Origin of the sequence: Neolewinella persica DSM 23188, from assembly GCF_000373105.1 — a bacterium.
GTDB lineage: Bacteria > Bacteroidota > Bacteroidia > Chitinophagales > Saprospiraceae > Neolewinella > Neolewinella persica.
Genome location: NZ_KB890428.1, coordinates 1 through 25,276, shown reverse-complemented (window position 1 = coordinate 25,276; position 25,276 = coordinate 1). Strand labels below are relative to the sequence as shown.

At 49.2% G+C, this 25,276-nt stretch carries 24 protein-coding genes; 15 read left to right on the top strand and 9 right to left on the bottom strand.

Features of this window, described 5'->3' with window-relative positions:
* Window positions 1-31: 31 nt before the first annotated feature.
* From B036_RS0111455 to B036_RS0111445, 3 genes are all read right to left on the bottom strand, one after another.
* Entirely contained in the window at window positions 32-2,758 is a 2,727-nt protein-coding gene (locus B036_RS0111455) for a hypothetical protein (protein WP_020568861.1), read from the bottom strand.
* Between the two features lie 190 nt (window positions 2,759-2,948).
* Window positions 2,949-3,347: an OsmC family protein gene (locus tag B036_RS0111450; protein WP_020568860.1), complete on the bottom strand. Its 399-nt coding sequence runs from the start codon at window positions 3,345-3,347 to the stop codon at window positions 2,949-2,951.
* Window positions 3,348-3,398: 51 nt separating this feature from the next.
* Window positions 3,399-4,268 (bottom strand): universal stress protein, encoded by an 870-nt coding sequence (locus B036_RS0111445; RefSeq protein WP_020568859.1) that lies wholly within the window; start codon window positions 4,266-4,268, stop codon window positions 3,399-3,401.
* Between the two features lie 229 nt (window positions 4,269-4,497).
* Between B036_RS0111445 and B036_RS0111440 the strand changes: the two genes are divergently transcribed.
* The 3 genes from B036_RS0111440 (at window position 4,498) to B036_RS31995 (ending at window position 6,853) form a co-directional block, all read left to right on the top strand.
* Window positions 4,498-5,016, top strand: coding sequence for an AAA family ATPase (locus B036_RS0111440; protein ID WP_044102498.1), 519 nt, complete (start codon window positions 4,498-4,500; stop codon window positions 5,014-5,016).
* Complete coding sequence (locus B036_RS29030; protein ID WP_020568857.1) at window positions 4,997-6,025, top strand: hypothetical protein; 1,029 nt, start codon at window positions 4,997-4,999, stop codon at window positions 6,023-6,025. Before B036_RS0111440 ends, B036_RS29030 begins: the two co-directional genes overlap by 20 nt.
* Before the next feature lie 141 nt (window positions 6,026-6,166).
* Window positions 6,167-6,853, top strand: a complete 687-nt coding sequence (locus tag B036_RS31995; RefSeq protein ID WP_020568856.1) for a KilA-N domain-containing protein — start codon at window positions 6,167-6,169, stop codon at window positions 6,851-6,853.
* A 22-nt stretch (window positions 6,854-6,875) separates the two neighbouring features.
* On the opposite strand, the gene B036_RS33535 is transcribed toward B036_RS31995, so the two are convergent.
* Complete coding sequence (locus tag B036_RS33535) at window positions 6,876-7,199, bottom strand: hypothetical protein (RefSeq protein WP_157472129.1); 324 nt, start codon at window positions 7,197-7,199, stop codon at window positions 6,876-6,878.
* Between the two features lie 146 nt (window positions 7,200-7,345).
* On the opposite strand from B036_RS33535, the gene B036_RS0111420 reads away from it, so the two are divergent.
* The 7 genes from B036_RS0111420 to B036_RS0111390 all read left to right on the top strand — a co-directional run bounded on the left by B036_RS0111420 (window position 7,346) and on the right by B036_RS0111390 (window position 14,327).
* Window positions 7,346-8,107, top strand: coding sequence for an SDR family NAD(P)-dependent oxidoreductase (locus B036_RS0111420; protein ID WP_020568854.1), 762 nt, complete (start codon window positions 7,346-7,348; stop codon window positions 8,105-8,107).
* 14 nt (window positions 8,108-8,121) lie between these two features.
* On the top strand, window positions 8,122-9,201 hold the full coding sequence (locus B036_RS0111415; RefSeq protein ID WP_020568853.1) for an efflux RND transporter periplasmic adaptor subunit: 1,080 nt from the start codon (window positions 8,122-8,124) through the stop codon (window positions 9,199-9,201).
* A 1-nt stretch (window position 9,202) separates the two neighbouring features.
* Window positions 9,203-10,462 carry an ABC transporter permease gene (locus B036_RS0111410; RefSeq protein WP_020568852.1) on the top strand — a complete coding sequence of 420 codons (1,260 nt, stop codon included), beginning with the start codon at window positions 9,203-9,205 and terminating at the stop codon, window positions 10,460-10,462.
* Between the two features lie 2 nt (window positions 10,463-10,464).
* Window positions 10,465-11,148, top strand: coding sequence for an ABC transporter ATP-binding protein (locus B036_RS0111405; protein WP_020568851.1), 684 nt, complete (start codon window positions 10,465-10,467; stop codon window positions 11,146-11,148).
* Between the two features lie 208 nt (window positions 11,149-11,356).
* Window positions 11,357-12,454 (top strand): DUF6920 family protein, encoded by a 1,098-nt coding sequence (locus tag B036_RS0111400; RefSeq protein ID WP_026231895.1) that lies wholly within the window; start codon window positions 11,357-11,359, stop codon window positions 12,452-12,454.
* Window positions 12,455-12,605: 151 nt separating this feature from the next.
* Window positions 12,606-13,475, top strand: coding sequence for a universal stress protein (locus B036_RS0111395; protein ID WP_020568849.1), 870 nt, complete (start codon window positions 12,606-12,608; stop codon window positions 13,473-13,475).
* Window positions 13,476-13,532: 57 nt separating this feature from the next.
* The gene (locus B036_RS0111390) at window positions 13,533-14,327 is read left to right on the top strand and encodes a universal stress protein (RefSeq protein WP_020568848.1); all 795 of its coding nucleotides are present in this window, start codon (window positions 13,533-13,535) and stop codon (window positions 14,325-14,327) included.
* 140 nt (window positions 14,328-14,467) lie between these two features.
* Here the strand turns inward: B036_RS0111390 and B036_RS0111385 are convergent, their stop codons facing one another.
* The 3 genes from B036_RS0111385 to B036_RS31990 form a co-directional block, all read right to left on the bottom strand.
* Window positions 14,468-15,670 carry a PAS domain-containing sensor histidine kinase gene (locus B036_RS0111385; RefSeq protein ID WP_020568847.1) on the bottom strand — a complete coding sequence of 401 codons (1,203 nt, stop codon included), beginning with the start codon at window positions 15,668-15,670 and terminating at the stop codon, window positions 14,468-14,470.
* Window positions 15,671-15,892: 222 nt separating this feature from the next.
* Complete coding sequence (locus B036_RS0111380) at window positions 15,893-16,807, bottom strand: OmpA/MotB family protein (protein WP_044102509.1); 915 nt, start codon at window positions 16,805-16,807, stop codon at window positions 15,893-15,895.
* A gap of 78 nt (window positions 16,808-16,885) precedes the next feature.
* Window positions 16,886-17,290: a CBS domain-containing protein gene (locus tag B036_RS31990; protein ID WP_157472128.1), complete on the bottom strand. Its 405-nt coding sequence runs from the start codon at window positions 17,288-17,290 to the stop codon at window positions 16,886-16,888.
* Between the two features lie 520 nt (window positions 17,291-17,810).
* Between B036_RS31990 and B036_RS0111370 the strand changes: the two genes are divergently transcribed.
* On the top strand, window positions 17,811-18,320 hold the full coding sequence (locus B036_RS0111370; RefSeq protein WP_020568844.1) for an RNA polymerase sigma factor: 510 nt from the start codon (window positions 17,811-17,813) through the stop codon (window positions 18,318-18,320).
* 42 nt (window positions 18,321-18,362) lie between these two features.
* Here B036_RS0111370 and B036_RS0111365 read toward each other — a convergent pair whose 3' ends face one another.
* Window positions 18,363-20,720: a phosphoketolase family protein gene (locus tag B036_RS0111365; protein ID WP_020568843.1), complete on the bottom strand. Its 2,358-nt coding sequence runs from the start codon at window positions 20,718-20,720 to the stop codon at window positions 18,363-18,365.
* Window positions 20,721-20,903: 183 nt separating this feature from the next.
* On the bottom strand, window positions 20,904-21,797 hold the full coding sequence (locus B036_RS0111360; protein ID WP_169435056.1) for a universal stress protein: 894 nt from the start codon (window positions 21,795-21,797) through the stop codon (window positions 20,904-20,906).
* Between the two features lie 293 nt (window positions 21,798-22,090).
* Between B036_RS0111360 and B036_RS0111350 the strand changes: the two genes are divergently transcribed.
* Genes B036_RS0111350 through B036_RS0111335 form a run of 4 tightly spaced genes read left to right on the top strand, consistent with a single transcriptional unit; the run spans window position 22,091 to window position 25,015 of the window.
* On the top strand, window positions 22,091-22,951 hold the full coding sequence (locus tag B036_RS0111350) for a universal stress protein (protein WP_020568840.1): 861 nt from the start codon (window positions 22,091-22,093) through the stop codon (window positions 22,949-22,951).
* A 31-nt stretch (window positions 22,952-22,982) separates the two neighbouring features.
* Entirely contained in the window at window positions 22,983-23,753 is a 771-nt protein-coding gene (locus B036_RS0111345) for an N-acetyltransferase (protein ID WP_020568839.1), read from the top strand.
* Between the two features lie 24 nt (window positions 23,754-23,777).
* The gene (locus B036_RS0111340; RefSeq protein ID WP_020568838.1) at window positions 23,778-24,692 is read left to right on the top strand and encodes a mechanosensitive ion channel family protein; all 915 of its coding nucleotides are present in this window, start codon (window positions 23,778-23,780) and stop codon (window positions 24,690-24,692) included.
* Entirely contained in the window at window positions 24,689-25,015 is a 327-nt protein-coding gene (locus B036_RS0111335; RefSeq protein WP_020568837.1) for a hypothetical protein, read from the top strand. Before B036_RS0111340 ends, B036_RS0111335 begins: the two co-directional genes overlap by 4 nt.
* Window positions 25,016-25,276: the final 261 nt, after the last annotated feature.

The window sequence follows — 25,276 nt, the reverse complement described above, 5'->3', positions numbered from 1 at the left end:
ACTGAGGAGCAAGCGGCCCAGTAGCGCGGGTTTAAGCTTTACCTAAGCTGGTCAGGGTCCTAAGCGCCAAGTCGGCTACCCGCGGGTCAGCATCGTCCAATTGAGCCCTTAACATGGGAGCATACCTGGGGTCACCCAACTGACTAATCAGGTAAATAACGGCCAGTTTCAACCGGGGATCATTCCCGGCAAGCAAACGCTCAAGGCTTTCAAGCTGCTCTGTTTTGAGTTGCCGCCAATCGCGCGCATTAAGTGGAGATTCGCTATCCTGAGCTTTACCGTTGAAGACGCGATCCAGCAAAGGGATAATCCGTTTTCTCAGCGATGGCTTAAGCAAATTATCAAGCAGTTCAAGGGCGCTCGCCCGGTGCGTGCCCCCTTTTTCAGTAAGTGCCCGGTAGATCGGAATAATGTCACCTACGGGGTGCTGCAAACCGAGTAGCCGGAACAACCGACTAACGTTACCGTGCTGTCGCCTCGCCAAAAGGGTAATAAGCCCTTTCCTGGCGGAATTGATTTCTTCACGTTCCGGAATAAGGGATAATCTGGTCTGAAACACACTGATTTCCTCCGCCATACGAATGAAAGAAATTTCCTGAAAAAGTAACCGCTTGATCCGTTTTTTGGGTAAAATCAAATTAGGGAAATTCCGCTTCAGCGTATTGAACGCCCGAAAAGTTTCTTTCCTTAAAATCAGGTCGCGGGGATAATACTTCTCCACCAAATCAAAAAGTAATGGCGCGATATTTTGGCTATTCATTACTTTGAGCAGAGCAGGCAAGTGTCTTGCGTCCTTTACATCTGGCAGCTTTTCTTCAAGCAGGCCATTGAGTATACCGATCAGGTCTTCACCATAACCAAGCAATTCTTTTTTAGCCTGCGAACGGTATAGTACCTCTGAGAGAAACCCAATTAGTGGCAATACCCAAAGGGGGTTTTGGGTACTCCCCGCTACCCGGATCGCCGAGGCGATCAACGTGGGCTCCTTATGGGAAAGAGAAGAAAGAATAAAATCATCTGCAAGCGGGGAGCGGATTAAACCGGAAGCTTCAAGAAGTACTTGTCTCCAGGCAATTTTATGCTCAGGAGGCAGGGTTTCCAAACTGCTTATTCGTTGTTCAAAATAATTGTCCAGTCCCCAGCGCTCCCTCAGGTTTGTGTTTTCGCTGGACTCGGCAAGCAGCTTAAGAAACAGGTTTCCCGAAATGGCAGGGTCATCGGTGTTCAATTGCTCCCGGATCTGAGCTTCGTAGCCTTCGAGGTCATGACTAATCAGAAACTCTAAGGCTGCCGTGCGAATCCCGGGATCGGGATCATTCAGAAAACGATCCATCTTCAGTTTAATCTTTACCAACTGCCAATTGCTCAACTGGCGTAGGGCTTCGGCTCGTACCACCGTGGAAGGATGCGTCAGTAATCGTAAGAGCGGGCGTTTAAACTCCTTCAGATCGGTAATTTCCTTTCTGGACAGGGCAAACAGTAATTGATCTTCCCGAATTACCCTTCCCGGCCAGTTAAGAATCTTAAACAGACCATTCAGCAATTCCCGATGACTGGTAACCGGCTTGACCGGCTTGGCCTCTGGCAGGAACTGGTGCAGTTCTTTGCGAAAGGTATTGAGATATTCGGACCGCATTAGAAGTACACAGGCAAGCCACGCCAGGGAAAAGAAGAAGATAAATACGCTGACTTTGGCTAACGGCAGCTGAAAGCCGTCGATCAGTAGTAACAGCAAAAGGCCTCCTAAACCACCGGCTACGGTATCGACCATAACGTCGAGATAGGTTTTAACCCGGCGTTTCACTTCCGCACTCACCGGAACAAACAGCATCTCGATGCCTACGCGCTGCAGACTTTGCTTCAATCCGCCGTCGACCAACCGGCTCAACGTTGCCATATTTAAGCCTGGAAAGAAGAACATTAACACGGCACCGAGGGTGAGCCCGGCGGGCAATAAAGACAGAGAATTCCCAACCCCAAAGCGTTGAAAAAGCCGATGGGTAAAAAATAGTTGAAGGGTAAGCCCAATAACGTTGAAAGTAGAGAACCAGAAACCGAAAAATGAGGTCAATTCCGCCGCACCTTCCAGGTGCATAGCAGCGAAGGAGCTGAATTGAAACTCGACCAATTTTGCCGTTATGACGCTCAGGGCGATGATGCCAGACAGTAGTTGCAGGTGCCGGGACTCCATGATCAGCCGGGCGGGAGATACCTCTTCCTTCTGATGTATGCGCTGAGGGCGACGTTTCTCGATATCCGGCACAAAGCGTTTCCACAGGTACCAGCTAATGGGCAAGCAGGGAAAGAGCAAGAGGGTTGCCCCATAGAGCAATCCGTTCATCCCGTAGTTTTCCGCCAAAAGGGAGGCTAAATAACCACCGGCGATGCCTCCGGTAATTGCTCCCGCACCGATCAATCCAAACAGGCGTTTTGCTTGCCGTACGTCAAAGACCAGGTTGGCCATCATCCAGAACTGAGAAGCGGCCAAAACGCCAAAAACGCCCACCCAGGTGTATAAGCCAATGGCAACTACCTGGCGGCCAACGGACTGGGGTTCGATGACCGCGAAGCCGAGTAAACTCAGCAGACAAATAACCAGTGTCCATAAATTCACCCGGAGGAAAGTGTAACGTCCCATTGCCCGGGAATAGAGAAAGGAAACAATGCCTGCCGTTCCGGCGGTCAGCAGGTACATCCATGGGAGTTGGTCTGCACTGAAATAGGCCAAAAAAATACCCGTCGCTGCCGGTTTAGCCATGAGAAGCACCGTAATTGTCAGAAATATCTGCAACTGCAATAGCCCCACGACCAGCCATTCTCCTTTTCGAATACGAAGAACTTCGCCAATGATTTTAAGTACTTTTTTGATGTCTGTTTATTGTTCGGAACTCAAAGGAAGAGAAAATGGGCGGGGCCGCAGGTGCAATAAAACGATTTTAGAGCAGTCCTCATGACGATAACACAAGTTCTCCGGAAACATCACAGACATCTTTGAGCGTATTATAGATCGTTCCGAATTTTTGCAGGTTTTTGTGCAGTAGCTTCAGGTTCAGCTTTTCGTCCACACTGTTGAGCTTAATAACGTATCGAATGGCCACTATTTTTGTCGGCTTTTCCTGTCGCTCACCGATAACTTCAATGCTTGCGTCGGTATAATCAAAGCCAAGAAGCTCAGAAAAACGCTGGACATTCTTCAGGCAACAGGCCGCGAAAGCACCTAGTAAAAGTTCAGCGGGATTTGGAAGCTCGTCCTGGTCACTACGGACACCAAACACTATTTCTCTCTTCTTAATGGTAAAAGTTGCTTCCCGGTTTGGGTTGATGTTTCCCGAAAGGAGGTACTGCATAAATCTATTTTTTGCTTCGGACTTGGATGAAAATTGAGCTGAGGCAGACCGCTAATCCTGAATCTCCCAGTCACGCTCTCCCAGAATTAACAACGGGATATTAGTTATGCCAGCAGTCTCCCTGGTTTCACTGTGGGACAAAAGACGGCTCCACCATCCTCTATTGGGCTTTACCATGACCAGTAAGTCGTGGGGTTGGGTTTGAAGATACCCGAATATTCCGTCAGTAACGTCCTCGTTATTGACTACAGTGAAGGTTGCTTCCATAACTTGCCGGGGTCGCTCATACGCATGCCGAAAAAAATCGATGCCTTCCGGTGGTTCGGGCGCTCCCGGGTTTTGCACGTGTAGAAAATACATCCGGGGCAAAAAAGGATAGAACACCTTATGCAGGTACGTTGCTTTCTTAATGTCGTGGTCGCCAAAATCGGTGGCGAAGCAGATTGATTTGAACGGCTGGAATTCCGCCCCATTTGGAATTATCAGTATCGGTGTCTCAATTTTCCCAACTAAAGACGCCGCGTTCGTCCCGAACAGTCGGTCCCAATTATCATGTATACCGTGAGTACCGATCAGGATAAGATCAACCTTGTGTTCCTCGCTTTCTTGCCTGATGCTGTCCTTGAAGTTTAAAATACTAACTGCCCGCGTAACGGTGGGCAAATTCTTCAGATCAGCTCTTGTAACTGCTATCCCCTCCTCCCGAAACAATTCCAGCCTTTCTTCTGCCCTCCGAAATAATTCCCCATTCATCTCTTGAAATATTTCAGGATGAGTGGTTGCTCCCCTTACGGAAGGCTTGCTGTATAGAAGATGAATGGCAGCGGAGAGTTCATCAGCGAGATGGAGCGCGTAGTGGTAGGACGCTGCGGCCAAGTCACTGAAGTCCACGGGGACGAGGATTTTTTTTACGGCATTCATAGACAAAGGATTTTAACCGGGAACAAGGTGCGGAAAATACAGGACCATTCCCATGATTGTTATCAATGCCAGTGATGAGTTAACTCAGTATTGCACCTGCGGCCCCGCCCTACTTATCAATGATAAAGATTAACCCCAAAGTTGATTTACATCAGCCGTTGATGAGCCACAGCCTCCGATCTTTAAGAAGGAAAAACAGCTCATTACCTTACCCTTAAAACACCTGATTATGGTCGCTCCTGCATTAGTTATGGTAGTCGGATTACCGGGAACGGGGAAATCTACTTTTTCGCGTGCATTGGCCCTTCACCTGGGAGCAAAACATTTGAACAGTGACGTTATCCGCGCGGAAATAGGGCTACGTGGTAAGTATTCACCAGAAGACAAAGCGAAGGTCTACAGAAAACTGGAAGAACGCACCGAAGGCTTCCTGAAGGCCGGTTCGACCGTAATCGTAGACGCAACCCTCTATCTGAAAGATTTACGCCAGGCTTATACCGATTTAGCCCAACGACTGGAGTGCCCCATCAAATGGATTGAACTACAAACCGGGGAAGCAACCATAAAAGAACGAGTTTCTAAACAACGTCAATATAGTGAAGCCGATATGTCCGTGTATAATAAGATCAAAAAGCTTTATGAGCCTTTAAGCGGGGATCACCTGAACTTAAAAACCGACACGGCTTCGCTCGAAACGTTGGTGGATACGGCTGCAAAATTCATCAATCATGAACCAACAACAAATTGAATTACTGCTGAATAATCCGTTGCTGCAGGACGCCGAGCTCATTGAAACGCATATTTCCTGGCTGCTTTTGACGTCGGGTAATGTGTATAAAATGAAGAAAGACGTACTCTTCTCTTTTCTGGATTTTTCCACGCTGGCTAAACGAAAATTCTATTGTGAACGGGAGCTAATGCTTAACCGTCGGCTAGCCCCTGATCTATACGAGGATGTAGTGGCTATAAACGCAACTGAAGGCGGGCTTGAATTTGGGGCCTACCAGTTCGACTCCATCGATTTTGCCATCAAAATGAAGCGAGTTGCCCACAATTGGGAAATGACCAGGATGCTAAAAGATGAAAGGGTCCAACCAGAACATATGGACTCAATTGCTGACAAACTGTCCGCATTTCATCAAGATTCTATACCAGATAAAGCGTTGTTCAACCCGATAAAAGCACTGGACGATTTTAGTGACATCGCCAACTATTCGGAGGAACTAACGCGGCACATTGGGACAAGTAAAATGGATGAAATTATGGACAGCCTGAAAGTAGCCAGGTCCTTCCTGCGTCGGCACCATCAAAGATTCCACTATCGGCGAATATTAGGTTTTACTGTAGATGGACACGGAGACCTGCACGCAGGCAATATTTTTCTGGAAAACGACAAACCGATTATTTTTGATTGTATCGAATTCAACGATGATTTTCGAAAAGTTGACGTATTGGATGAGGTTGCTTTTCTGTGCGTTGACCTGGAAGCCTTCGGACGACCTGATCTGGCGCAACGCTTCGCGACCAGCTATCAGGCTGGAAACCGCACGATGGTAACGAAAGAGGACGAGCGGCTATTCAATTTTTACAAGTGCTATCGTGCAAACGTCCGTCTGAAAGTAACGGCGATCAAAATAGATAATTTACCTATTGAAGCGCACGCGGATACTCTGCTAGACCAGCTTAATCGTCACTATGAATTATACCATAAATACGTTGAAATATTAAAAGAATACGATCAAGAAACATCAAATTAATAAAAGGGGTAAAACTATACCCAATCCCATACTACTGGACATTTTCATGAAGCCACTGTTTTTTCTGCGCCACTCCGCTTCTCGGCCACTCCGCGCGAGAATAGAATAATAAAAATTATTAACGCTAAACAAAAATCAGCCATGAAGGACATTAGAAAATTCAATTACGATGGAAAGATCGTGACAATCGAATTAATCGATGGGCAAAAGATGGTTAACGCAACCGAGATGGCCAAGCCCTTCGGAAAACGCCCAGCGGACTTTTTACGCAACAAAGGAACTCAGGAATTTCTCTTTGCTCTCCGCCATAGTCAAGAAACCAAAGGGAATAGCAAGGAGGTGTTACGAATAGTACGGCATGGAGATACCGCGCTTAGAGGAACCTGGGTAAACGAACCACTTGCGCTGAAATTTGCCGCATGGTTGGCTCCCGATTTTGAAGTATGGATATATGAGCGAATACATGAACTTCTGACCAAAGGGCAAACGGAGCTTTCTGGGCAACAAGATGACTATCATTACCATCTTCGCCAGTTGGAGGATAGATTAGCGGCTACGGAGATGGAGAAGGAGCAGATAAACGAGCGGTTACGGAAGCTCGAGGCAAAGCAGGTTAGTGCAGGAGAAGATTACTTTACCGTTGCCGGATTCTGCCATTTACATCAGGTAGATTGTCCACTGGAATCAGCAAAAAAATGGGGTATTGCAGCTAAACGGGAAAGTAATCAACGGGGGATGGCTGTAGGGACAGTGCATGATGCCCGGTACGGTAAAATAAATAGCTACCATAAAGATATCCTTAGGCATACTATTCTTGGAGAGGGATGACGAAGTCCGGCGAACTCATCGTCTATCCCTTGATCAGCAAACAAATACTTTTTCGATTAGCCGTTAGAGAATGAACTACCCCGATGGGGATTTCATGTTCATCATAATCAAAAAGCGGAAACGTATCTATGGGATCATTGTAGAGCACACAGCCGTCAAGTACAATCAATCTGGTTTTTACGTCGGTTGTGTGATCAGCAAGAAGCTCCCCTCTGTTAAGGCCAATCACCATGACAGAAAGACCGTCGACGGCATGCAATTCTTCGGTTACGGGGCCTGAAGATTGCTTCATTTTCCGCAATACGCTTTTAATAGTGCCCGTGGGATAAGCTGATTGATTGTCCATTTCAAGATTGTTTTCTGGCTTGAAATTAGCGCTTCAAGGGCTGATTTCAACTGATTGCAATCAATCCTCCCACTGACTTTTATCAATACCGGAAGTAGCGACCAGGGATAATTTTGTCTTGCTAAATAACCTTAAAATTTATAGCCATGCAACGACTAAAGGATAAAGTCGCCATCATAACCGGAGGGGCAAATGGTATTGGACTTGCCACTGCGAAGTTGTTTCTTCGAGAAGGGGCTAAAGTCATGATCGTCGATAAAGACGCATCTGCGCTTAAACAAGCAGTGGCAGAAATGGCTACGGCAAACCTGCAACATTGCCAGGCGGATGTTTCTCAAAGGACTGAAGTAGAAAAGTACGTCGCTGCCACGCTGTCCGCTTTTGGCGGTATCGATGTTTTCTTCAACAATGCGGGAATCGAAGGTACGGTGAGCCCGATAGCCACCTACCCGGAAGACGAATTCGACCGCATTATGGCCGTCAACATCAAAGGAGTATGGCTGGGCTGCCAGTACGTCCTGCCCAAAATGCGGGACGGCGGAAGCATGGTTATCACCTCCTCGGTCGCCGGCCTGCAGGGATTTGCTGGTCTTGGCGCCTACGTCGCCAGCAAACACGCTGAAGTAGGTATCATGCGCGTAGCCGCGCTGGAGAATTCCGACCGAAAGATCCGGGTGAACAGCGTCCATCCCGGTCCGGTGGAAACCCAGATGATGCGACACATCGAACGGCAACTCAGCGCGGAAGCGCCGGACCAGGCCAAGGATGGCTTCCTGGCACAAATCCCCTTTGGTCGCTATGCGCTCGCCGAAGAAGTAGCTGACTTGGTCCTGTTTCTGAGTTGCGATGAAAGCAAGTACATTACCGGTAATACCCACGTTATTGACGGGGGGATGATCGTAGGATAAACCTCCACCAACCAATGAAGCTATTCCCTTTACTGCTACTAATTATTTCCCTTGGCAGTTGCACAAAAACGGAGCCCGGCATCAGGCCCAGCCTCACCACCATCACCGAAGCGGTGTACGGTACCGCGACGGTTGTGCCGAAGGAATCGTACACGGTTTACTCCCCCGTAAACGGTATTATTGACCGTAGCCACCTTGAAGAGGGTGCCGTTGTTGATATGGGCGACGAGCTTTTCCGCATCGGCAGTCAGCAGGCGGAATTGGAAAGGAAGAAGGCCCGGCAACTGTACATCAGCGCCCTGGATAGTTACCAGGGGGAGGCTGCCATTTTGCAAGAGATGGAAGAACGCCTGATGACCGCTAAACTGGGCCTGGTGAATGACTCCATTAATTATGAGCGGCAGTCCCGCCTTTGGCGTCAGAACATCGGCTCGAAGCAGGCCTTCGAAACAATGGAGTTGAAGTTCCGCACCGCCAAAAATACGGTCAGAGAACTACAACGGGCTTACGCCCGGACCCGTCGGGAGCTGGCGAATCAGGTTGACCTGGCCAGTACGGCATTAGAAATCAGCGGACAGCGGGCTGGCGAGTACGTTACCCGAGCGGAGATCGCCGGCACCATTTACGAGGTGCTGAAAGAAGTGGGAGAGTCCGTCACCACGCAAACAGCCGTCGCTCGAATTGGCAGCACAAATGAATTCGTTATCGAATTGCTTATCGACGAAGTAGACATCGCGCGCGTGCATGAAGGACAAAAGGTGGTCGTAATTCTCGATGCTTACCGGGATCAGCCCTTCGACGCCAAAGTCACCCGCATCCTTCCCCACAAAGACAGCCGGTCGCAGACCTTCACCGCCGAAGCTGTTTTCACCTCTCCGCCCGCTCGCCTCTACGACGGGCTCAGTGGCGAGGCCAACATCATTATTTCGCGGCGGGAAAATGTGCTGACGCTGCCAACGGAACTTATCGGGCCAGACAAGCTCGTGAGCACCCCGGATGGCAACCGTCGGGTCGAGACCGGCATCTCGGACCTTCGCTTTACGGAGATCATTAGTGGGCTCGACACCAGCACCGTCGTCTACCAAACGAAATAAGATGGACTTAAAGCTATTATTTTACATTGCGGGTAAGCACATCTTCAGCCGGCTTAAGCAGTCCATCATTGCGGCCCTGGGTGTCACCTTTGGCGTTGGGATGTTCATCACCATGAGTACCTTCATGACGGGGCTGAATACGCTGCTCGACGATTTAACCCTTAACCGAACGCCCCACATACGCCTGTACAAAGAGGTTGGCCCCTCGGCCAGACAACCAATGAGTTTTAGCACCGCGTACGAAAACGACCTACTCGTAGTGCACTCAATTAAGCCTAAACAACAGCAAATCCGCATTGCCGCCGCGCCTTCCATGATCAGGAGTATTCGTGCATACCCCGAGGTGCGGGGCGTTAGCCCACAGGTGAGCTCCCAGGTATTTTACAGCGCGGGAGCTCTCGACCTCAACGGCGTAGTTGCTGGTATTGACGTTGCGGAGGAAACCAGGCTTTTCCCGCTGCAAGACTACATAGTGGAAGGGAGTACTAACGCGCTGGAGCGGGATGACAACGCCATCATCCTGGGCTACGGCGTTGCCCGAAAGCTAAGTACAGGCATCAATGGCCGGGTACAACTGGTCAGCCCCACCGGTAATAGGCTTTCGCTGAAAGTCGTAGGGCTTTACCTGAGCGGCCTTTCGGAGATAGACGACACCCAAAGTTTCGTAAACATCGGTACGGCGCGGCGATTATTGGGAGAAAGCAGTAGTTACGTCACCTCCATGAACGTCAAACTGTACGACATTGAAAAAGCCTTACCGCTTGCAAAGCGTTTTGCGGAGCTTTTCAACATCAAAGCAGTTGACATTGGTACGGCCAACGCCTCGTTCGATACCGGAACGAGCATCCGCAATCTTATTACCTACGTAGTCTCTGTGACCCTCCTCCTGGTAGCTGGATTTGGCATCTACAATATCCTCAATATGTTTATCCGGGAGAAGATGAACGACATTGCCATTCTTAAGGCCACCGGGTTTTCGGGCCGCGAAGTAAAAACGATATTTATGATACAGGCCATGACCATCGGGGTTTTTGGTGGAATATCGGGCGTATTACTGGGGTGGGGTTTATCCGTCCTCATCGACCATACCCCCTTTGAGATCGAGCAGCTGCCAACCATAACTACCTACCCGGTAAACTTCGATCCGGCCTACTTCATCATCGGGTTCGTTTTCGCGCTGGTAGCCTCTTTCTTCGCTGGCTATTTACCGGCAAACAAAGCAATGAAAATGGATCCTGTAGACGTCCTAAGAGGAAAATAAATATGGAAAACCAATCCGTTATTCGAGCTACTGGTATTAACAAGTACTTTCATGACCCAACGGAATTTCACGTAATCAAGGACGTGTCCTTCGAAGTGACGCGGGGGGAGTTCGTTTCCGTTATGGGAAAATCTGGCAGTGGTAAGTCTACCCTACTCTACATTCTCTCGACGATGGATACCGACTACACCGGCGAGCTTTTCATTAACGACAGAAAGGTGACGGGGCTGCCTGCGGTTGAGCTCTCTGCCGTCCGCAACGAGCATATCGGCTTTGTCTTTCAATTTCACTACCTGCTCGATGAGTTCTCGGTACTCGATAACGTAATGCTGCCTGCCCGCAAGCTCGCACGAAAAAGCCAGGAAGAAATTCGGGAAGAGGCCATGGATTTATTGAAGCTGCTGGATATCGGGCAACTGGCAGAAAAACGGGCGTCCCGAATTTCGGGTGGTGAAAAGCAACGGGTAGCCATCGCCCGTGCGCTGATCAACTCCCCGAGTATCATCATGGGCGACGAGCCTACGGGGAATCTGGACAGTAAGAATGCAGAGAATGTGCTCTCCATCTTTAGGAACCTGTCTACTTCCCGGGGACTTACGCTACTTATTGTTACCCACGATCAGGACTTTGCTGACCGGACGGATCGGGTGATTACGATGGAGGATGGACGGATTTTGCCCTCATGAGATGAATGAGTGAATTTAGTCAGGATAGTGTTTTCAGGGCGCGGTCGCGGGTGCAAGAGATAGTTTTCAAGAGCAATGATGCCAACGCAGGCTTAGTTGCTTAAAACTTTCCTTTGCGCCAGCATAAGCTCTCATAAAGAAACCAGGGCCACTCACCACCAGTTAGATTAATTTTAACACCTAAAAAATCAGTCTAAAGTACTTTGACATGAAAAACGTCATAGCAATCATACTTCTACTCCATGCACTCATCCACTCCATGGGTTTCCTGCAGGCATTCTCCCTAACCAAATCAACTCCTCTGAGTACACCCCCGTCAGCACTCGCCGGAACATTATGGCTAGTCGCCAGCATTTTATTATTCCTTGCCGTAGTGCTATGGATGGCGCAATTTCCCTTTTGGTGGATTGTGGGCGGTATAGCGGTTCTATTTTCTCAATTCCTGATAATTGATTCCTGGGCGGAAGCTAAATTTGGAACACTGCCAAATTTGATTTTACTGGTAGCCATCATTCTGGGATTTGCCCATAATAACTTCACCGCTAAAAATACACACCTGCGAAACGATATGCTCGCAGCAGTCAGAGCGGCGCCGCTTCAGCACAACTCAACCAATAAGCTACCGGCTCCGGTCAAAAAATGGTTGAATAACAGTGGAGCACTCGATCGCGGCTATCCAACCTGGGTATCGATGAGCCAGGAACTAATGATGAAGCTAACTCCAGCGCAAGAGAACTGGTATTCAGCTACGGCTGAGCAAGTAGTAACGCTAAATCCGCCAGCTTTCCAATGGACCGTAAATATGCGGATGAATGCATTCACTTACATCTCCGGCACAGACAGGTTTACGGAGGGAAGCGGCTCAACGCTGATGAAATTATGGTCCCTGTTCCCAGTAGCCCGTGCGGAAAACAACCCCAAGACGGATGAAGCAGCCCTACAACGATTCCTTGCCGAAATGGCGTGGTACCCCATGGCCGCCCGTGGCCCCTCCGTTACCTGGGAACCGATAGATCACCTTTCGGCCAAAGCCACCATCCTGGTAAATGGACTCCAGGGAAGTGGCACCTTTCATTTCACGGAAGCGGGGGTATTTCAAAAATTTACGGCGCAACGCTACTATGAATCGGACAGCGATGCCAAACGGATACCGTGGGTCATCGAGGCGATTGAACATGGCACGTTAGACGGAGTTGAGGTACCCGTCGTTGTACGGGTCTCCTGGATCTTACCGGAAGGTCCGTGGAGATGGCTGGAGGTTCGGGTAAATGACTTAAATTATCAATCCGGTCAGGAGCAAGGATAAATAGCGCATACTATTACCTGGCAGTGGGGGAAAACAAAAGAGCATGACTAAGATCAAGGAAGATACTGATCTAAGTCATAAGTCCATTACATTTTGGTATTGATCTTTGGAGAAGCTAGTGGAGATATTTCACTACATAAATTTGTCCCTGATGAAAAATGTCGTTATACCCGTTGATTTTTCGGAAACCGCTGCCATTGCCACTAAATTCGGCACCTATTTGGCGGAGATGATGAATTACAACCTCCGCATTGTTCACGTTTCCGACCTGGTCTTAAGCGGTGCGCATAGCTTAACTACCCCCGAACAAAAGCGCGACGAGGAGAAACTTGTCCATCGGCTTGCACAGTTTGCCAGGACCAACGTAAATCCAGGACTTTCAGCTAATCATGGCTCCAACTCTTTTGTTCCGGAAGTACGGCTGTCCGTCCTTTCAGGCATGGCCTCTACCAAAATCAAGTCATTAAGCAAGGAAGCCACCACCGCCTTTATTGTCATGGGCGGAGTTGGTGCGGGAGCCGGCATACATCCTCCAGGCTTATACGGCAGCGTGGCAACACCGGTTGCCCTACGAGGGGGCTGTCCGGTGATGCTGATTCCAAAAGGGTACAGCCAGATTGTAGTCAAACGTATAGCGATCGCTTTTGACGATGCGGAGGAGATCATCCGTATCGGACAGTTTTCCAAGAGTATCATCGAAAGATTGAAGCCCGAGGTCCGCTTCGTACACGTCAAAAAAGCCGACTGGCGGCAGGAAATGGAGAATGAAGACGACTTTATGGAGCTGACCTCGGGTAAAGAGGCTCCGTCTTTTAGTTATGAATTCGACCTGCTGCCCACCGGGAATGTTGTCGATCAGCTTTCCCAATACGTGGACGACAAACAGATTGACCTGCTGGTCCTCGGGGGCAAACGTCAGGGATTTTGGAGTCGCCTATTAGACAAAAAAAATCTAAAATCAATTATTCAGGTTGGGAAGGTGCCGATGATGGTCATCCCTTTTTCTGCCAACGATGATTGATAACCAATAAGTGGTAATCTGATTTTCGGGCAACTTCATACAAAATAATAGCAACAAATGAAACATATATTAGTAGGCATCGATTTCAGTAAACCAGCTGACCGCGCCCTGGCCTATGCCGAAGAAATCGCGTTAGTAATGAATTCGAAAATCAGCCTGGTGTACGTTCTCGACCCATCAAAGTCAGGTTCAAAGGATAACACAGCGTCTGCTGCCGAATTGGAAAAGCAGCTAACTGAACTGGCCGAAAGCATCGGGCAACGGGGGATCACGACTGCTGCGTACCTCTATGAAGGAGCCATTGTTCCTACCTTAAGACGAGTTATTGACGACGGAGACTGTGACCTGGTTGTAATGGGGTGTCAGGGCGAACACTTCCAACCCGACGATCCCTGGGGAAGCACCACAACTTCCCTGATGGAAGATACCCGGATCCCGATATTGGCGGTTCCCAGTTATGCTCCGGTAAAATATCCACGCCGTTTTATGCTGGCCGCCGACAAGGAATGTCCCAGAAATTTACGTCAACTGTCCCCTCTACTCCAATTACTGGATTCTGAGCGGACCCAATTACTGCTGTTTCATTATTTGCAGTCTACCGAGCGGGCGATGCCCGACAAGGCATATGCGAGGTTATTGACGGGGGTCGAATATCGCTTCTATTACCAGGTCGATGAACATCACCCCGTCGGGAATGCCGTAGTAGGATTTGCGGACCTGACAGCTGCAGATATCGTCGTCGTCACCCACCGCGCAGAACATTTACTGGGCAACAAGGCAACGGGTTCGGTAGCCCGCAGAGTTACCGGGTCAGCCACGATCCCTATACTTATTTTACAGGATAGTTATTAACCTACCGGGCCGACCTGTGTCAGAAGTTAGTGAAATAAGGTGGCGAGGTCGCGGGTGCAGGGAAAGGAATCAGGGAGCAGGGAAAGACCATCCATTACACCTGATCTTAGATGACGGGAATTGTTGTATTGCCAATAGCCTTATTTATCAATTATTGCCGGTAGCACGATGGTGAAAGTCGACCCCGAATCGACCTCACTCGTAAACTCGATCTTCCCCCCTAGTAACTGGACATAATGGCTAACAATATTGAGTCCCAGTCCAGTCCCTTTTACGTTTTCAACGTTACGGGCGCGAAAAAACCGATCAAAAAGATAAGCCTGATCTTCTGCGGGAATACCGATACCTTGATCAATAATACTGATAAAAAAATCTTTCCCGCGTCGCCCGCTGGCGATGGTGATCCCCATTCCCGGCGAAGAATATTTAGCGGCGTTCGAGATCAGGTTGACCAGCACGTGCCGCAACAGCTTGGCGTCCGTCATAATAAGACCAGGTTCCGGGGCCAAATCAAGCACCACATGCTGGCCTTCCTTTAGCTGCCCCTCGCTGCTTTCCACACTGGTTGAGATGATCGACCGCAGGTCGGTCACCCGGGGCGATACTTCTACCTTCCCTTGTTCCAGCTTTGATAAAGACAAAAAATCATTCAGTACATCGATGAGTTGGTTTACCGCATCCTTAATCCGACCAATATGCTTTTCACGCTTCCGTTCCTGTTGCGCTTCCCGGTAATGCTCAATAAGCTCAACCGAGCTGAGGATGGTACTCAACGGAGTTTTAAACTCATGGCTGGCCATACTCAGAAAGCGGCTCTTGAGCTCATTTAGTTCTCGCTCCTTACCGAGTGCTTGTTGCAGTTCCTTTTCTCTGCGGCGCAGCGTGGCCGTCCTGTCTTGCACCTTTGTTTCCAGTTCACTGTTGAGCTGCGCCACCCTTTCCTGAGCTCGTTTATAATCGGTCAGGTCGTGCAACATACCAAGATAAATGATCTGGTCGTCGAGTTTAACCTCGCTTATCGCCAGGCGCAAGGGGAATTCTTCCCCATTCTTTCGACGGCCAGTAACTTCCCGGCCAATGCCAATGATGTGAGGTTCCCGGGTACGCTGGTACCGTTCGAGGTATTCATCGTGGTACATTCGGTCATGGTTCCCCATTAACATTTTCACCTTCTGACCACACAACTCTTCCCTTTTATACCCGAATAGCTCACAGACGGCCAGGTTAACGTTTTCAATGATACCCTGCAGGCTAATCGTCACAATCCCATCCGTGGCCATTTCAAAAAGAGCCTTTAGCCAGCGGTTGTCTTCCTCACTCATTTTTTTTGGCGTACTACGCATGGAACACTTTTAGTATTATCTACGCGAATCAAGCGCTAAAGTGAGCCTGTCTACTTCACATGTAGCTTGGAATTCAAAGAATAATTGAATGAGTAATCGGCTACCTCAAGTATCACTCACTTCGCAACGGTGAACTTCGTAGCTGTTTCAACAGATAAGTACTTTTTTAGCGCTTGATTTGCGTTCTCTATATAAACTCTTTCGTCAGCGCTATTAAGCGCTCTATTCCGGCAACTTTGTCGGATCAAGCAGGTCATAGAACTGATTCAGCTTAGGTAATAGAATGATGCGCGTACGGCGGTTGATGCTACGCCCCTCCGCCGTATCATTGGTGGCCAGGGTGTTATACTCTCCACGGCCGGAGGCAATAAGGCGGTTGGGGTCAATGCCGTAGTTATTTTGCAAGGCTTTGACTACAGAGGTGGAACGAAAAACCGAGAGGTCCCAATTGTCCTTGATACAGCTGTTGGAAATTCTAACGTTATCCGTGTAACCTTCCACCATCAAGTCCAGACTAGGACGGCTTTTAGCGATAGTAGCAATTTTCTGCAGAACTTCACCGGCGCGTTCGGTGATTTCGTAACTCCCACTTTTGTAGAGCATCTTGTCGGACAAGTTGATGTAGACCACAGTCTTATCTACCTTGATCTCAACATCCTGGTCCTCTATGCCTTCACGGAGGACACTCTTGAGGTTAATGGCCAGGGCAAGGTTAATGGAATCCGCCTTGGACTTGGCATTTTGGAGCAGGCGGATATACTTGTCCTTAGTCTCCAACTGCTTAAGCGTATTGTTAATATTCTGGTTAGCGCCTTGGCTTAATACCGTAAGGTCACCCACCTGGGTAAGCTGCTGATCGCGCTGTTTTTTCAGATCGGCGATTTGTTCCTCCCGAATCCGGACCTGAGAATTGGCATTCTCCACCTGGGTTTGTACCACGGCTTCACGCCGCTCGCAATCGGCGAGGCGCTGAGCGTAACGATTAATTTCCTGGTTGTGCCTCACTATGGTTTCCTCTTGCTGAGCAAGACGTGCCGTAGTGCTGGCCTGTAACTCATCGTATTGCTTTTTGCTGACACACGAGGTAAGACTCACCAAAATGGTGAAACTGATAATAATAAATTTATGCATAATCATAGGTGGTTTTGTATTACAAACTACGGCGGGAGCTGCCTTCTTGTCAATAGCATTGGTCATCAAAACAATTGATCTTTATCACACATAGTCCTCCAATCGGATCTCCTCTTCATCAATCAGCCGGATCAGATCCAGTGTTGTCAGCATTCCGATTAACTTTTCTCCCTCCTGTACCGGTAGGGCGTGAAATTTATTGAGCATGAATAGATTTGCAGCCGTTCGGATCGTGTCTGTCGGTTCCAGGCTGGCAATGTGAGGCGTCATGATCTCTTTGACCGTGTGCAGGCCCGTCCCCCGGTCATTCAATTTTAGAAAGTCCGAGTGACTCAGCATGCCAACTAATCTGCGTTCCGGGTCAAGGACGGGCAAGTGGTGGATATTATGCTTGTTTAACAAGCCCAATGCGACGGCTACGGGTGTATCAATGGTCACGGTGACGAGTTCCGTACTCATCAGGGTTGATATTTTAGCTAGTAAATTCATGGAACTGAATTATAATTGGAAAAGTAAGATGGAGGGATAACGATTGACATGACCCAGCACCAGAGACTGTTTTCATTGCAGAAATACTGGTGGTTACACCCACACCGTAAAGGTTTGGGGTACGGTTGGCTCTCGGTCGGCAGGCTATGCAGGCGCTTAGCGCCGTGCAATTTGCCAAACCACTTCATAATTGGTATACGCCTCGATATCACGACAGGATTTCCGGAAAAACCTGCCTCTTATTCATGAAGAAATGAGAATTTTAGACAAAAAAAGTAAAGGATCGTCATGGGCAAATATGGACGTTTAGGACATTGCCCGTTGGTGACATGGATCAGTGAGAATGGTGATTCTGGTCAAGATTAGTACTTCCTATATTTTTGAGTACCTGACCAGAAAAATTGATATAAATCATGCTTAAAATTGAATTTGGTCAGTACCAATAATAAAATTGTACCTCAATTTTGATAAACAATTAAAACCAACCACATTTTCTGTAGCATTATCTCAACAACACGCCATGACTATCGAAGAAATCAGCTCGCTTAATCGAATCTACTATTCAGATTTTCAATCGTTCGCCCTCTCGCTTACCCGAGATGTAGATCGTGCACAGGACTTACTTCAGGAAGTCAGTTACCAGGTGTTTAAAAATCGAGATAGTTTCCAACATGGTACGAATTTCAAGGCATGGGTGAAGCGGATCATCCGCAACACTTTTATCTCAGATTACCGCCGTAAGAAGCGGCGAGAAAGAATCATTGCCAAAAATCAGGTGCCGGATGGTTGGCTGCTCGAAGCTTCGGTTCCAAACACGGCAGAGCGCATTCTTGAGCAGGAGGACGCTTATGCGCTTATTAGCCAATTACCCAAAATTCATCGTCGTGCATTTCTGTTACACTTCCAGGGAATGAGCTACCGGGAAATAGCCTTAAGGATTCAGGTACCGACAGGCACCGTTAAGAGCCGGATATTTGCGGCCAGAACCCTGCTGAAAAAGAAACTTCGGCAACGAGACATTCGGGCTTAGAGCTTGTTGGAGAATTAAGTTCCTGACCGAAAGGGAGTAGATTTAGTCAGACCACTTCCATCCCAAAACCTCCGGCATATCCACCCCATGCTCCCGAATGTACCGATGATGCTCGGTCAGCTTACCCTCCATCTCCTTAGCCAGGGCCGTTCCCTCTTTTCCAAGTGCGGGCAACCGCTTCAGCACCGCCAGCACAAGGTGAAAACGATCTAGTTCGTTGAGCACCTTCATGTCAAAATAAGTCGTAATGGTCCCTTCTTCCTGATAGCCATGGACGTGCAGGTTATTATGATTACTGCGCCGATACAGCAGTCGGTGAATGAGCCACGGGTAACCGTGGAAAGCAAAAATAATGGGCTTGTCTAACGTAAAGAGGGCGTCAAACTCCTCAGCGGGAAGGCCATGGGGGTGGGTCGAGGCGGATTGAAGCTTCATCAGATCTACGACGTTGATTACCCGGACGTTCAGTTCGGGCAACCGTTGACGCAAGATCGAGACGGCCGCCAGGGTTTCCAGCGTAGGCGCGTCACCGCAGCAGGCCATAACAACGTCCGGTGCGCGGTCCGGTGAACCGCTGGCCCATTCCCAAATACCGATGCCGCGGGTACAATGCTCCGCCGCGGCTTCCATCGGAAGCCACTGCAGCGCCTGGTACTTACTGGCAACGACTACGTTGACGTAGTCTTTGCTGCGCTGACAATGATCCCAGACGGAAAGCAGGCAATTAGCGTCGGGCGGCAGGTACACCCGTACGACGGAAGCTTTTTTGTTGACGACGTGGTCAATAAAACCCGGGTCCTGGTGGGTGAAGCCGTTGTGCGCCTGCTGCCAGACGTGGGACACCAATAGGTAATTGAGCGAAGCAATCGGCTTACGCCAGGGCAACTCCGCCGTGATCTTGAGCCACTTGGCGTGCTGGTTGAACATAGAATCCACCACGTGGATAAAGGCTTCGTAGCTGTTGAATAGTCCGTGGCGCCCAGTTAGCAGGTAGCCTTCCAGCCAGCCCTGGCACTGGTGCTCGCTGAGCATCTCCACTACCCTGCCCTCCGGGGCCAGAAACTCATCGTTTGCCTCGATGGGCAGCATCCATTGCCGGTTCGTGACTTCGAAAACGGCCTTGAGGCGGTTGGAGAGCGTTTCGTCCGGGCCAAAGATGCGGAAGTTACGTTCCGCTTCATTCAGGACAATGATGTCCCGCAGAAAGCCGCCTAAAACTTCCGTGTCTGCGGCCCGGATACTGCCGGGAGCAGGTACAGCAATGCCGTAATCCCGGAAGTCGGGCAGTACCAACTCCTTAAGGAGCAACCCGCCGTTGGCGTGCGGGCTGGCCGACATCCGGAATTTCCCGGTAGGTGCAAGTGCGGCTAATTCTGGAAGCAGAGTCCCCCGCTCGTCGAACAGTTCTTCGGGGCGGTAGCTCTTCATCCAGGTTTCGAGTTGGTGCAGCGCGGCCTCTTCGTTGTCATCCTCTACCTTGATGGGGACCTGGTGGGCACGAAAAGTACCTTCGAGGGGTACGCCCTCGACTTCGACCGGGCCCGTCCAGCCTTTAGGTGACCGTAATACGATCATTGGCCAATGGGGCCTTCTCGGTGGGGCTTCATCATAAGTCAGGTCCTTGATGGCGTTAATTTCCTCAACGACCGTTTCGAGTGTTTCCGCCATGAGCCGGTGCATCGCTTCAGGCTCGTGGCCCTCCACGAAATAGGGTTTCCAGCCATAACCTTCCAGCAACTGGTGCAGTTCCTCGCTTTCCATGCGTGCGAGTATCGTGGGATTAGCAATTTTATAACCGTTCAGGTGCAAAATGGGCAGGACCACGCCGTCGGTCTGCGGATTAAGAAATTTATTTCCGTGCCAGGCGGTGGCTAATGGTCCGGTTTCGGCTTCCCCATCGCCAATCACACAGGCGACAATCAGGTTGGGATTGTCAAAAGCAGCACCAAAAGCATGGCTCAGGGAATAGCCGAGTTCCCCACCTTCGTGGATGGAGCCAGGGCATTCCGGAGATACGTGGCTCGACACCCCTCCGGGAAAGGAAAACTGGGCGCAGAGTTGCTTCATGCCCGCCTCGTCCTGCGAACAATCCGGGTAGACTTCCGAGTACGTCCCTTCCAGGTACGCGCAACTGATCATGGCTTGCCCTGCGTGACCCGGGCCGGAGAGGTAGATCATCTCCAGTTCGTGTCGTTTAATCACCTGGTTCAGGTGAACGTAGATAAAATTCTGCCCCGGCGCAGTTCCCCAGTGCCCTAACAGTACGGATTTGAGGTGTTTGCGTTGCAAGGGACTACGTAGAAGGGGATTATCCCGCAAATACATCTGCCCAACTGACAGGTAATTGGCGGCACGCCAATAAGCGTTAATTCTATTGAGTTGTGCTTTCGTCAGGTTCATAATCAGGCGATAGTTTCTTGTTCAATTAACTTGATCAGGTGGGCGGGGCCGCGGGTGCAAGGAGAAGGTAAAAGAGCACTAACCGTTCTTCACCCTCCTTTGCACCTGCGACCCCGCCTAAAAACGTCAGGCGCTTGCATAGGAACCTAGATCCAACACAAGCACCTGATCAGAAAACCTGGACTACTTTGAGTATTGTTGAGCAACCACGTCCGCCAAAGCTTTTTCCTCATCCTTCTTTTCCAGCGGCAGAATCAGGAGGGGCACGGTTGCTTCCAGCACGGCATCACGCGTGTTGCTTTTGCCAAACAAGCGACTCATCCAGGAGTGGCGCGGGCGGTGCATAACTACGAGATCGGCCTTGGTTTCTTCGGCAAATTCAAATATTTCTTCCGCTACATCGTCGTCTTCAAGGACGTGAAAGCGGGTATCCAGCCCCGTGTTAGGGCGATCAAATACCTCCCGCAGCAAGTCCATATTGAAATTCGTTTTTTGTCCTTTCCCCGTCTTGACGTGGACGAAATCCAGACGTGGCTCGAAGACCCGCAGGGTCCTGAGCAGGTGGCCGGCCTGGAAGGCATCGAGGTGGGACAGGTCGGTGGCATAGCAAACCGATTGTAGCGGCTGGAAGGCAAAACCTTCCGGAACGACGAGGACGGGGCAAGGGGCCTTATTGACCAGTTGCGAAGTATTGGTGCCGAAGAATCCCTCCAGGTCCTTGGTTTCACTGTGGGTACCCATTACGATGAGGTTATTGTCTTCAGCTTCAACGTGCTTACGAATAGCGGCACGGATTCCGCCGATTTTAACGTATGGGCTGATGGCCGGCACATGTTTCAGGTGTCCGGATACTGCCGTTACTCCTTCCGTAAAGAACTTCTCCAATTTTTCTTTGGCGAGATCGACCTGCTGAACGGCCAGCGACATAGAAATCAGGCTGCCGTCGTCCGACGGAACGGCGTGCAGTAGGTCGATACTGGCGTCTAAGGAATCGGCCAGCCGGAGGGCGTAACGAAAGGCATTTGCGGAAACTTTAGAGAAGTCTACCGGGACTAGAATGGAATTGATGGAATGCATGGTAACGATCATTTGGTGATGCACCAAAGTTGCGAAAACAGCTGACAAGATTCCATGATGTTAATCAGGAGAACCACTGATTTATAACAGCTGAATCGCTGTTTACCGTACCGATATTTGAGGTAATAACGCACGTGAAGCCAATTGATCATTCCGCTTCCGGTCAAAGCATAGTTTGTTTCCGCTGATGGTGGACTGGTTCAGAAGTGTTCCGGCCGACAGGTTTCGTTGGCATGAGTTCCGGCGGGCGTTAAGAAGTAGAAGTATTTAAATGCCTTATAAAAAAATCAAAGATGAAAATCCTCCTGCCTACAGACTTCTCAGACACTGCTGCCAGCGCGCTTCGCTACGGCGAATTTCTGGCGAAGCGATTAGACTTTGAACTGGAAGTCGTTCACGCACACGATGGCTATGGCCACAGCGAAGACCCCACCGTCAGAAAAGGAGACCTGACCACTAAGATGAACGTTCAGCACCAGCTGGACGAGTTCTTGCGCCTTAACTCCACCCAGGCTACAGCAAACAAGGCTACGAAAACCGAACCGCTCCTAAAGATCAAAACAAGGGAAGTTACCGGCTCGCCGGTAGACACCATCCTCAAGCTGAGTGATGACGGCGATACCGCCTTGATTGTAATGGGTGGTGTTGGATCCGGGAAGGTGAGTTCGAATACGCCAATGTTTGGCAGTGTTGCTAAATCTATTGCGCTCAACGCAAAGGTTCCAGTCCTCCTCATCCCACAAGGACACGACCAGCCATCACTTGAAAAAGTATCCATAACTTTCAACGATTTTAAGCCACTTCAGGAAACAAGTGACAAGGCCGATTTCCTGATCGATGCTTTTAAGCCTAAGATGCGTTTGGTCCACGTTGAGCATCACGACGACGACAGAGAATCACTTAAAAAAATGAACCTTCTCAAAGCCTCCCTGAAAACAGGTTTTCCTGATTATTCCGTTGATCTCGACGTACTCCCACCCGCTAACCTCGCGGAATCATTATTAGCTTACATTGCCGAATTCGACCTGGACCTGTTGGTTATGGGGCACCGCAAACGGGGATTATTTAGCCGCCTTTTCTTAAGGTCCGGCGTTGCTCCGGTGCTGGACATTTCTCCCATTCCAATACTTGTCGTTCCAATCAGTAATTATTAACCTTATATAACATCAGCAAGCGAAAGAGGCTATGGAACCATTATTCAACCTCAACAAAGAAAATCTATCGGGGGAACACATTTGCTGTGCCATCTCCGACAAGAAGTGTGCGGATAGTTACCAGGCTAAAAAAGATTGGCTTCGCAGAGAATTCAACAATGGTTACGTATTCAAAAGAATTGACGCCCGGGCAAAGGTCTTTCTCGAATACGGGCCGGCGGAGGTGGCGTGGATTCCCATCACCGCCGATAACTATCTGAATTTAAACTGCTTTTGGGTTTCCGGGAGATACAAAAAACAGGGGTATGGGAAAAAGTTGCTCCAATCTGCCCTCGACGATGCCAGAAAACAGGGTAAAGACGGTCTGGTTACGGTGGTTGGGACCAAGAAGTTTCACTTCATGAGTGATACCAAATGGCTGTTGCGGCAAGGGTTTTCAGAGGTGGACAGGACTTCCAGTGGGTTCAGCCTGCTGGCCATAAAACTGCACCCGGAAGCAAAGGATCCCGTATTCAACCCAAGCGTTCGCAGTGGCGAATGCCCGATAAAAGAGGGGCTGGTCGTTTATTATTCCAATCGGTGTCCCTATGCTGAATTCCACGCCAAAAACTCCTTACTCGAAGCAGCGGAAAAGAGGGGGCTAACCGTTACACTGATCAAGTTGGAGACCATGGAGGAGGCCCAGGCCGCTCCCACCCCGGCAACAATATTCAGCCTGTTTTACAAAGGAAAATTTGTTACAACAGACATTAGCGCTTGTATGGACAGCAGGTTAGACAAGGCCCTTGGAAAAGCTTTCTAAAAAAAGAGATTAGCTAAAAGAATAATGGAGATACTTGAATACATACAGTCCTGGTTGAACGAACACCCGGTAGCCACCAGTATACTGGAATATTCACTATGGATAATTGCCGTCATCATCGTTATCTCTTTCCTGCGAAGGGTAATCAAAAAGCGCCTACCAGACGCCAACGTCCGGTATAAAACACAAAAAGGTGTTGAGGTGCTGGGCTACTTATTGATCATCCTGCTCAGCATCTCCTATTTCACCGGCAACATAAAGGATTTCACCCTCGCTATTGGCTTGCTGACGGCGGGAATAACCATTACGCTGCAGGAGTTGATTCTGAGCGTCGCCGGATCTTTCTACATCTTTTTTATAAAGGTCTATAAGCCTGGAGATCGGATTGAGCTGAACGGAATCAAGGGAGACGTAATTGACATAGACAGCATATACACCACCTTGATGGAAATCGGCGAATGGGTGTCGAGTGACAACTACAGTGGCCGGATTGTGAAGATCAGCAACGCCTTTGTATTCAAGGGACCAATCTATAATTATTCCCAGGATTTTCCCTTCGTTTGGGATGAATTCAACCTGCCGATCAAGTACGGGTCTGATCTGGAGTTAGCCAAGTCAATTGTGGTCGACATTGCCTCTAAAACCCTATCCGCCTACGTCGAAGAATCCATTTCGAAATGGAAGGAGGTCGTGAATAAATATTACATCGAGGATGCGCAGGTAGCGCCCAGTCTTGCGATCACCATGACGGACAATTGGGCCCAGTTCAATCTTCGGTACATCGTGGACTACAAAAAGAGAAGATACACCAAGCACCTGCTGAACGATGCCATTGGAAAGGCGATTAGGGAGACGGAGGGGAAGGTCAGTTTGGCCTCGGTTACGCTGGAGATTGTGCAGATTCCGACCGTTAAGTTAGCATCACAAGAAGAAAAATGAGCGAACAAGAATTGATCGGCTGGCTATTAGACGGGGATGTCTCGATACAATATCAAACGAACAGAGACTTGTTGAACATCAACAACCCAGGACTACAAAAAAGGATATCAAGTGAAGGTTGGGGGCAACAATTTCTATCTAAACGAAAAGAAAACGGGCATTGGGGCGTAGCTTTCTATCAGCCTAAGTGGACGTCTTCTCATTACACTTTGCTGGACCTTCGGAATTTGAATATCAGCCAGGATAATCGAATTATTAAAGACACCATCGAGTTGACATTAAACACCTGTAAAGCAGGTGATGGTGGTATTATGTTGAACTAAGCCGCTATCGCGCCAACCGCTACCGCAAAATACCCCTAACTTAGGAGTAAATCAAACTCCTTTTACAATGGCTAAAAAAAGCTCCGCCGCAGCCTGGCGTTCCTGGCCCATCATCCCAGTTGTCAATCCTCGATTGATCGCCAAAGACAGCACCTTTGGCTGAAAGGAAGGTCAGAAAGTACTACCCAATCTTACTGTCGTGCCATTCGTGACCTGCAGGCATACATTGATCGGGACATCAATGAGATCACCACCAATGAG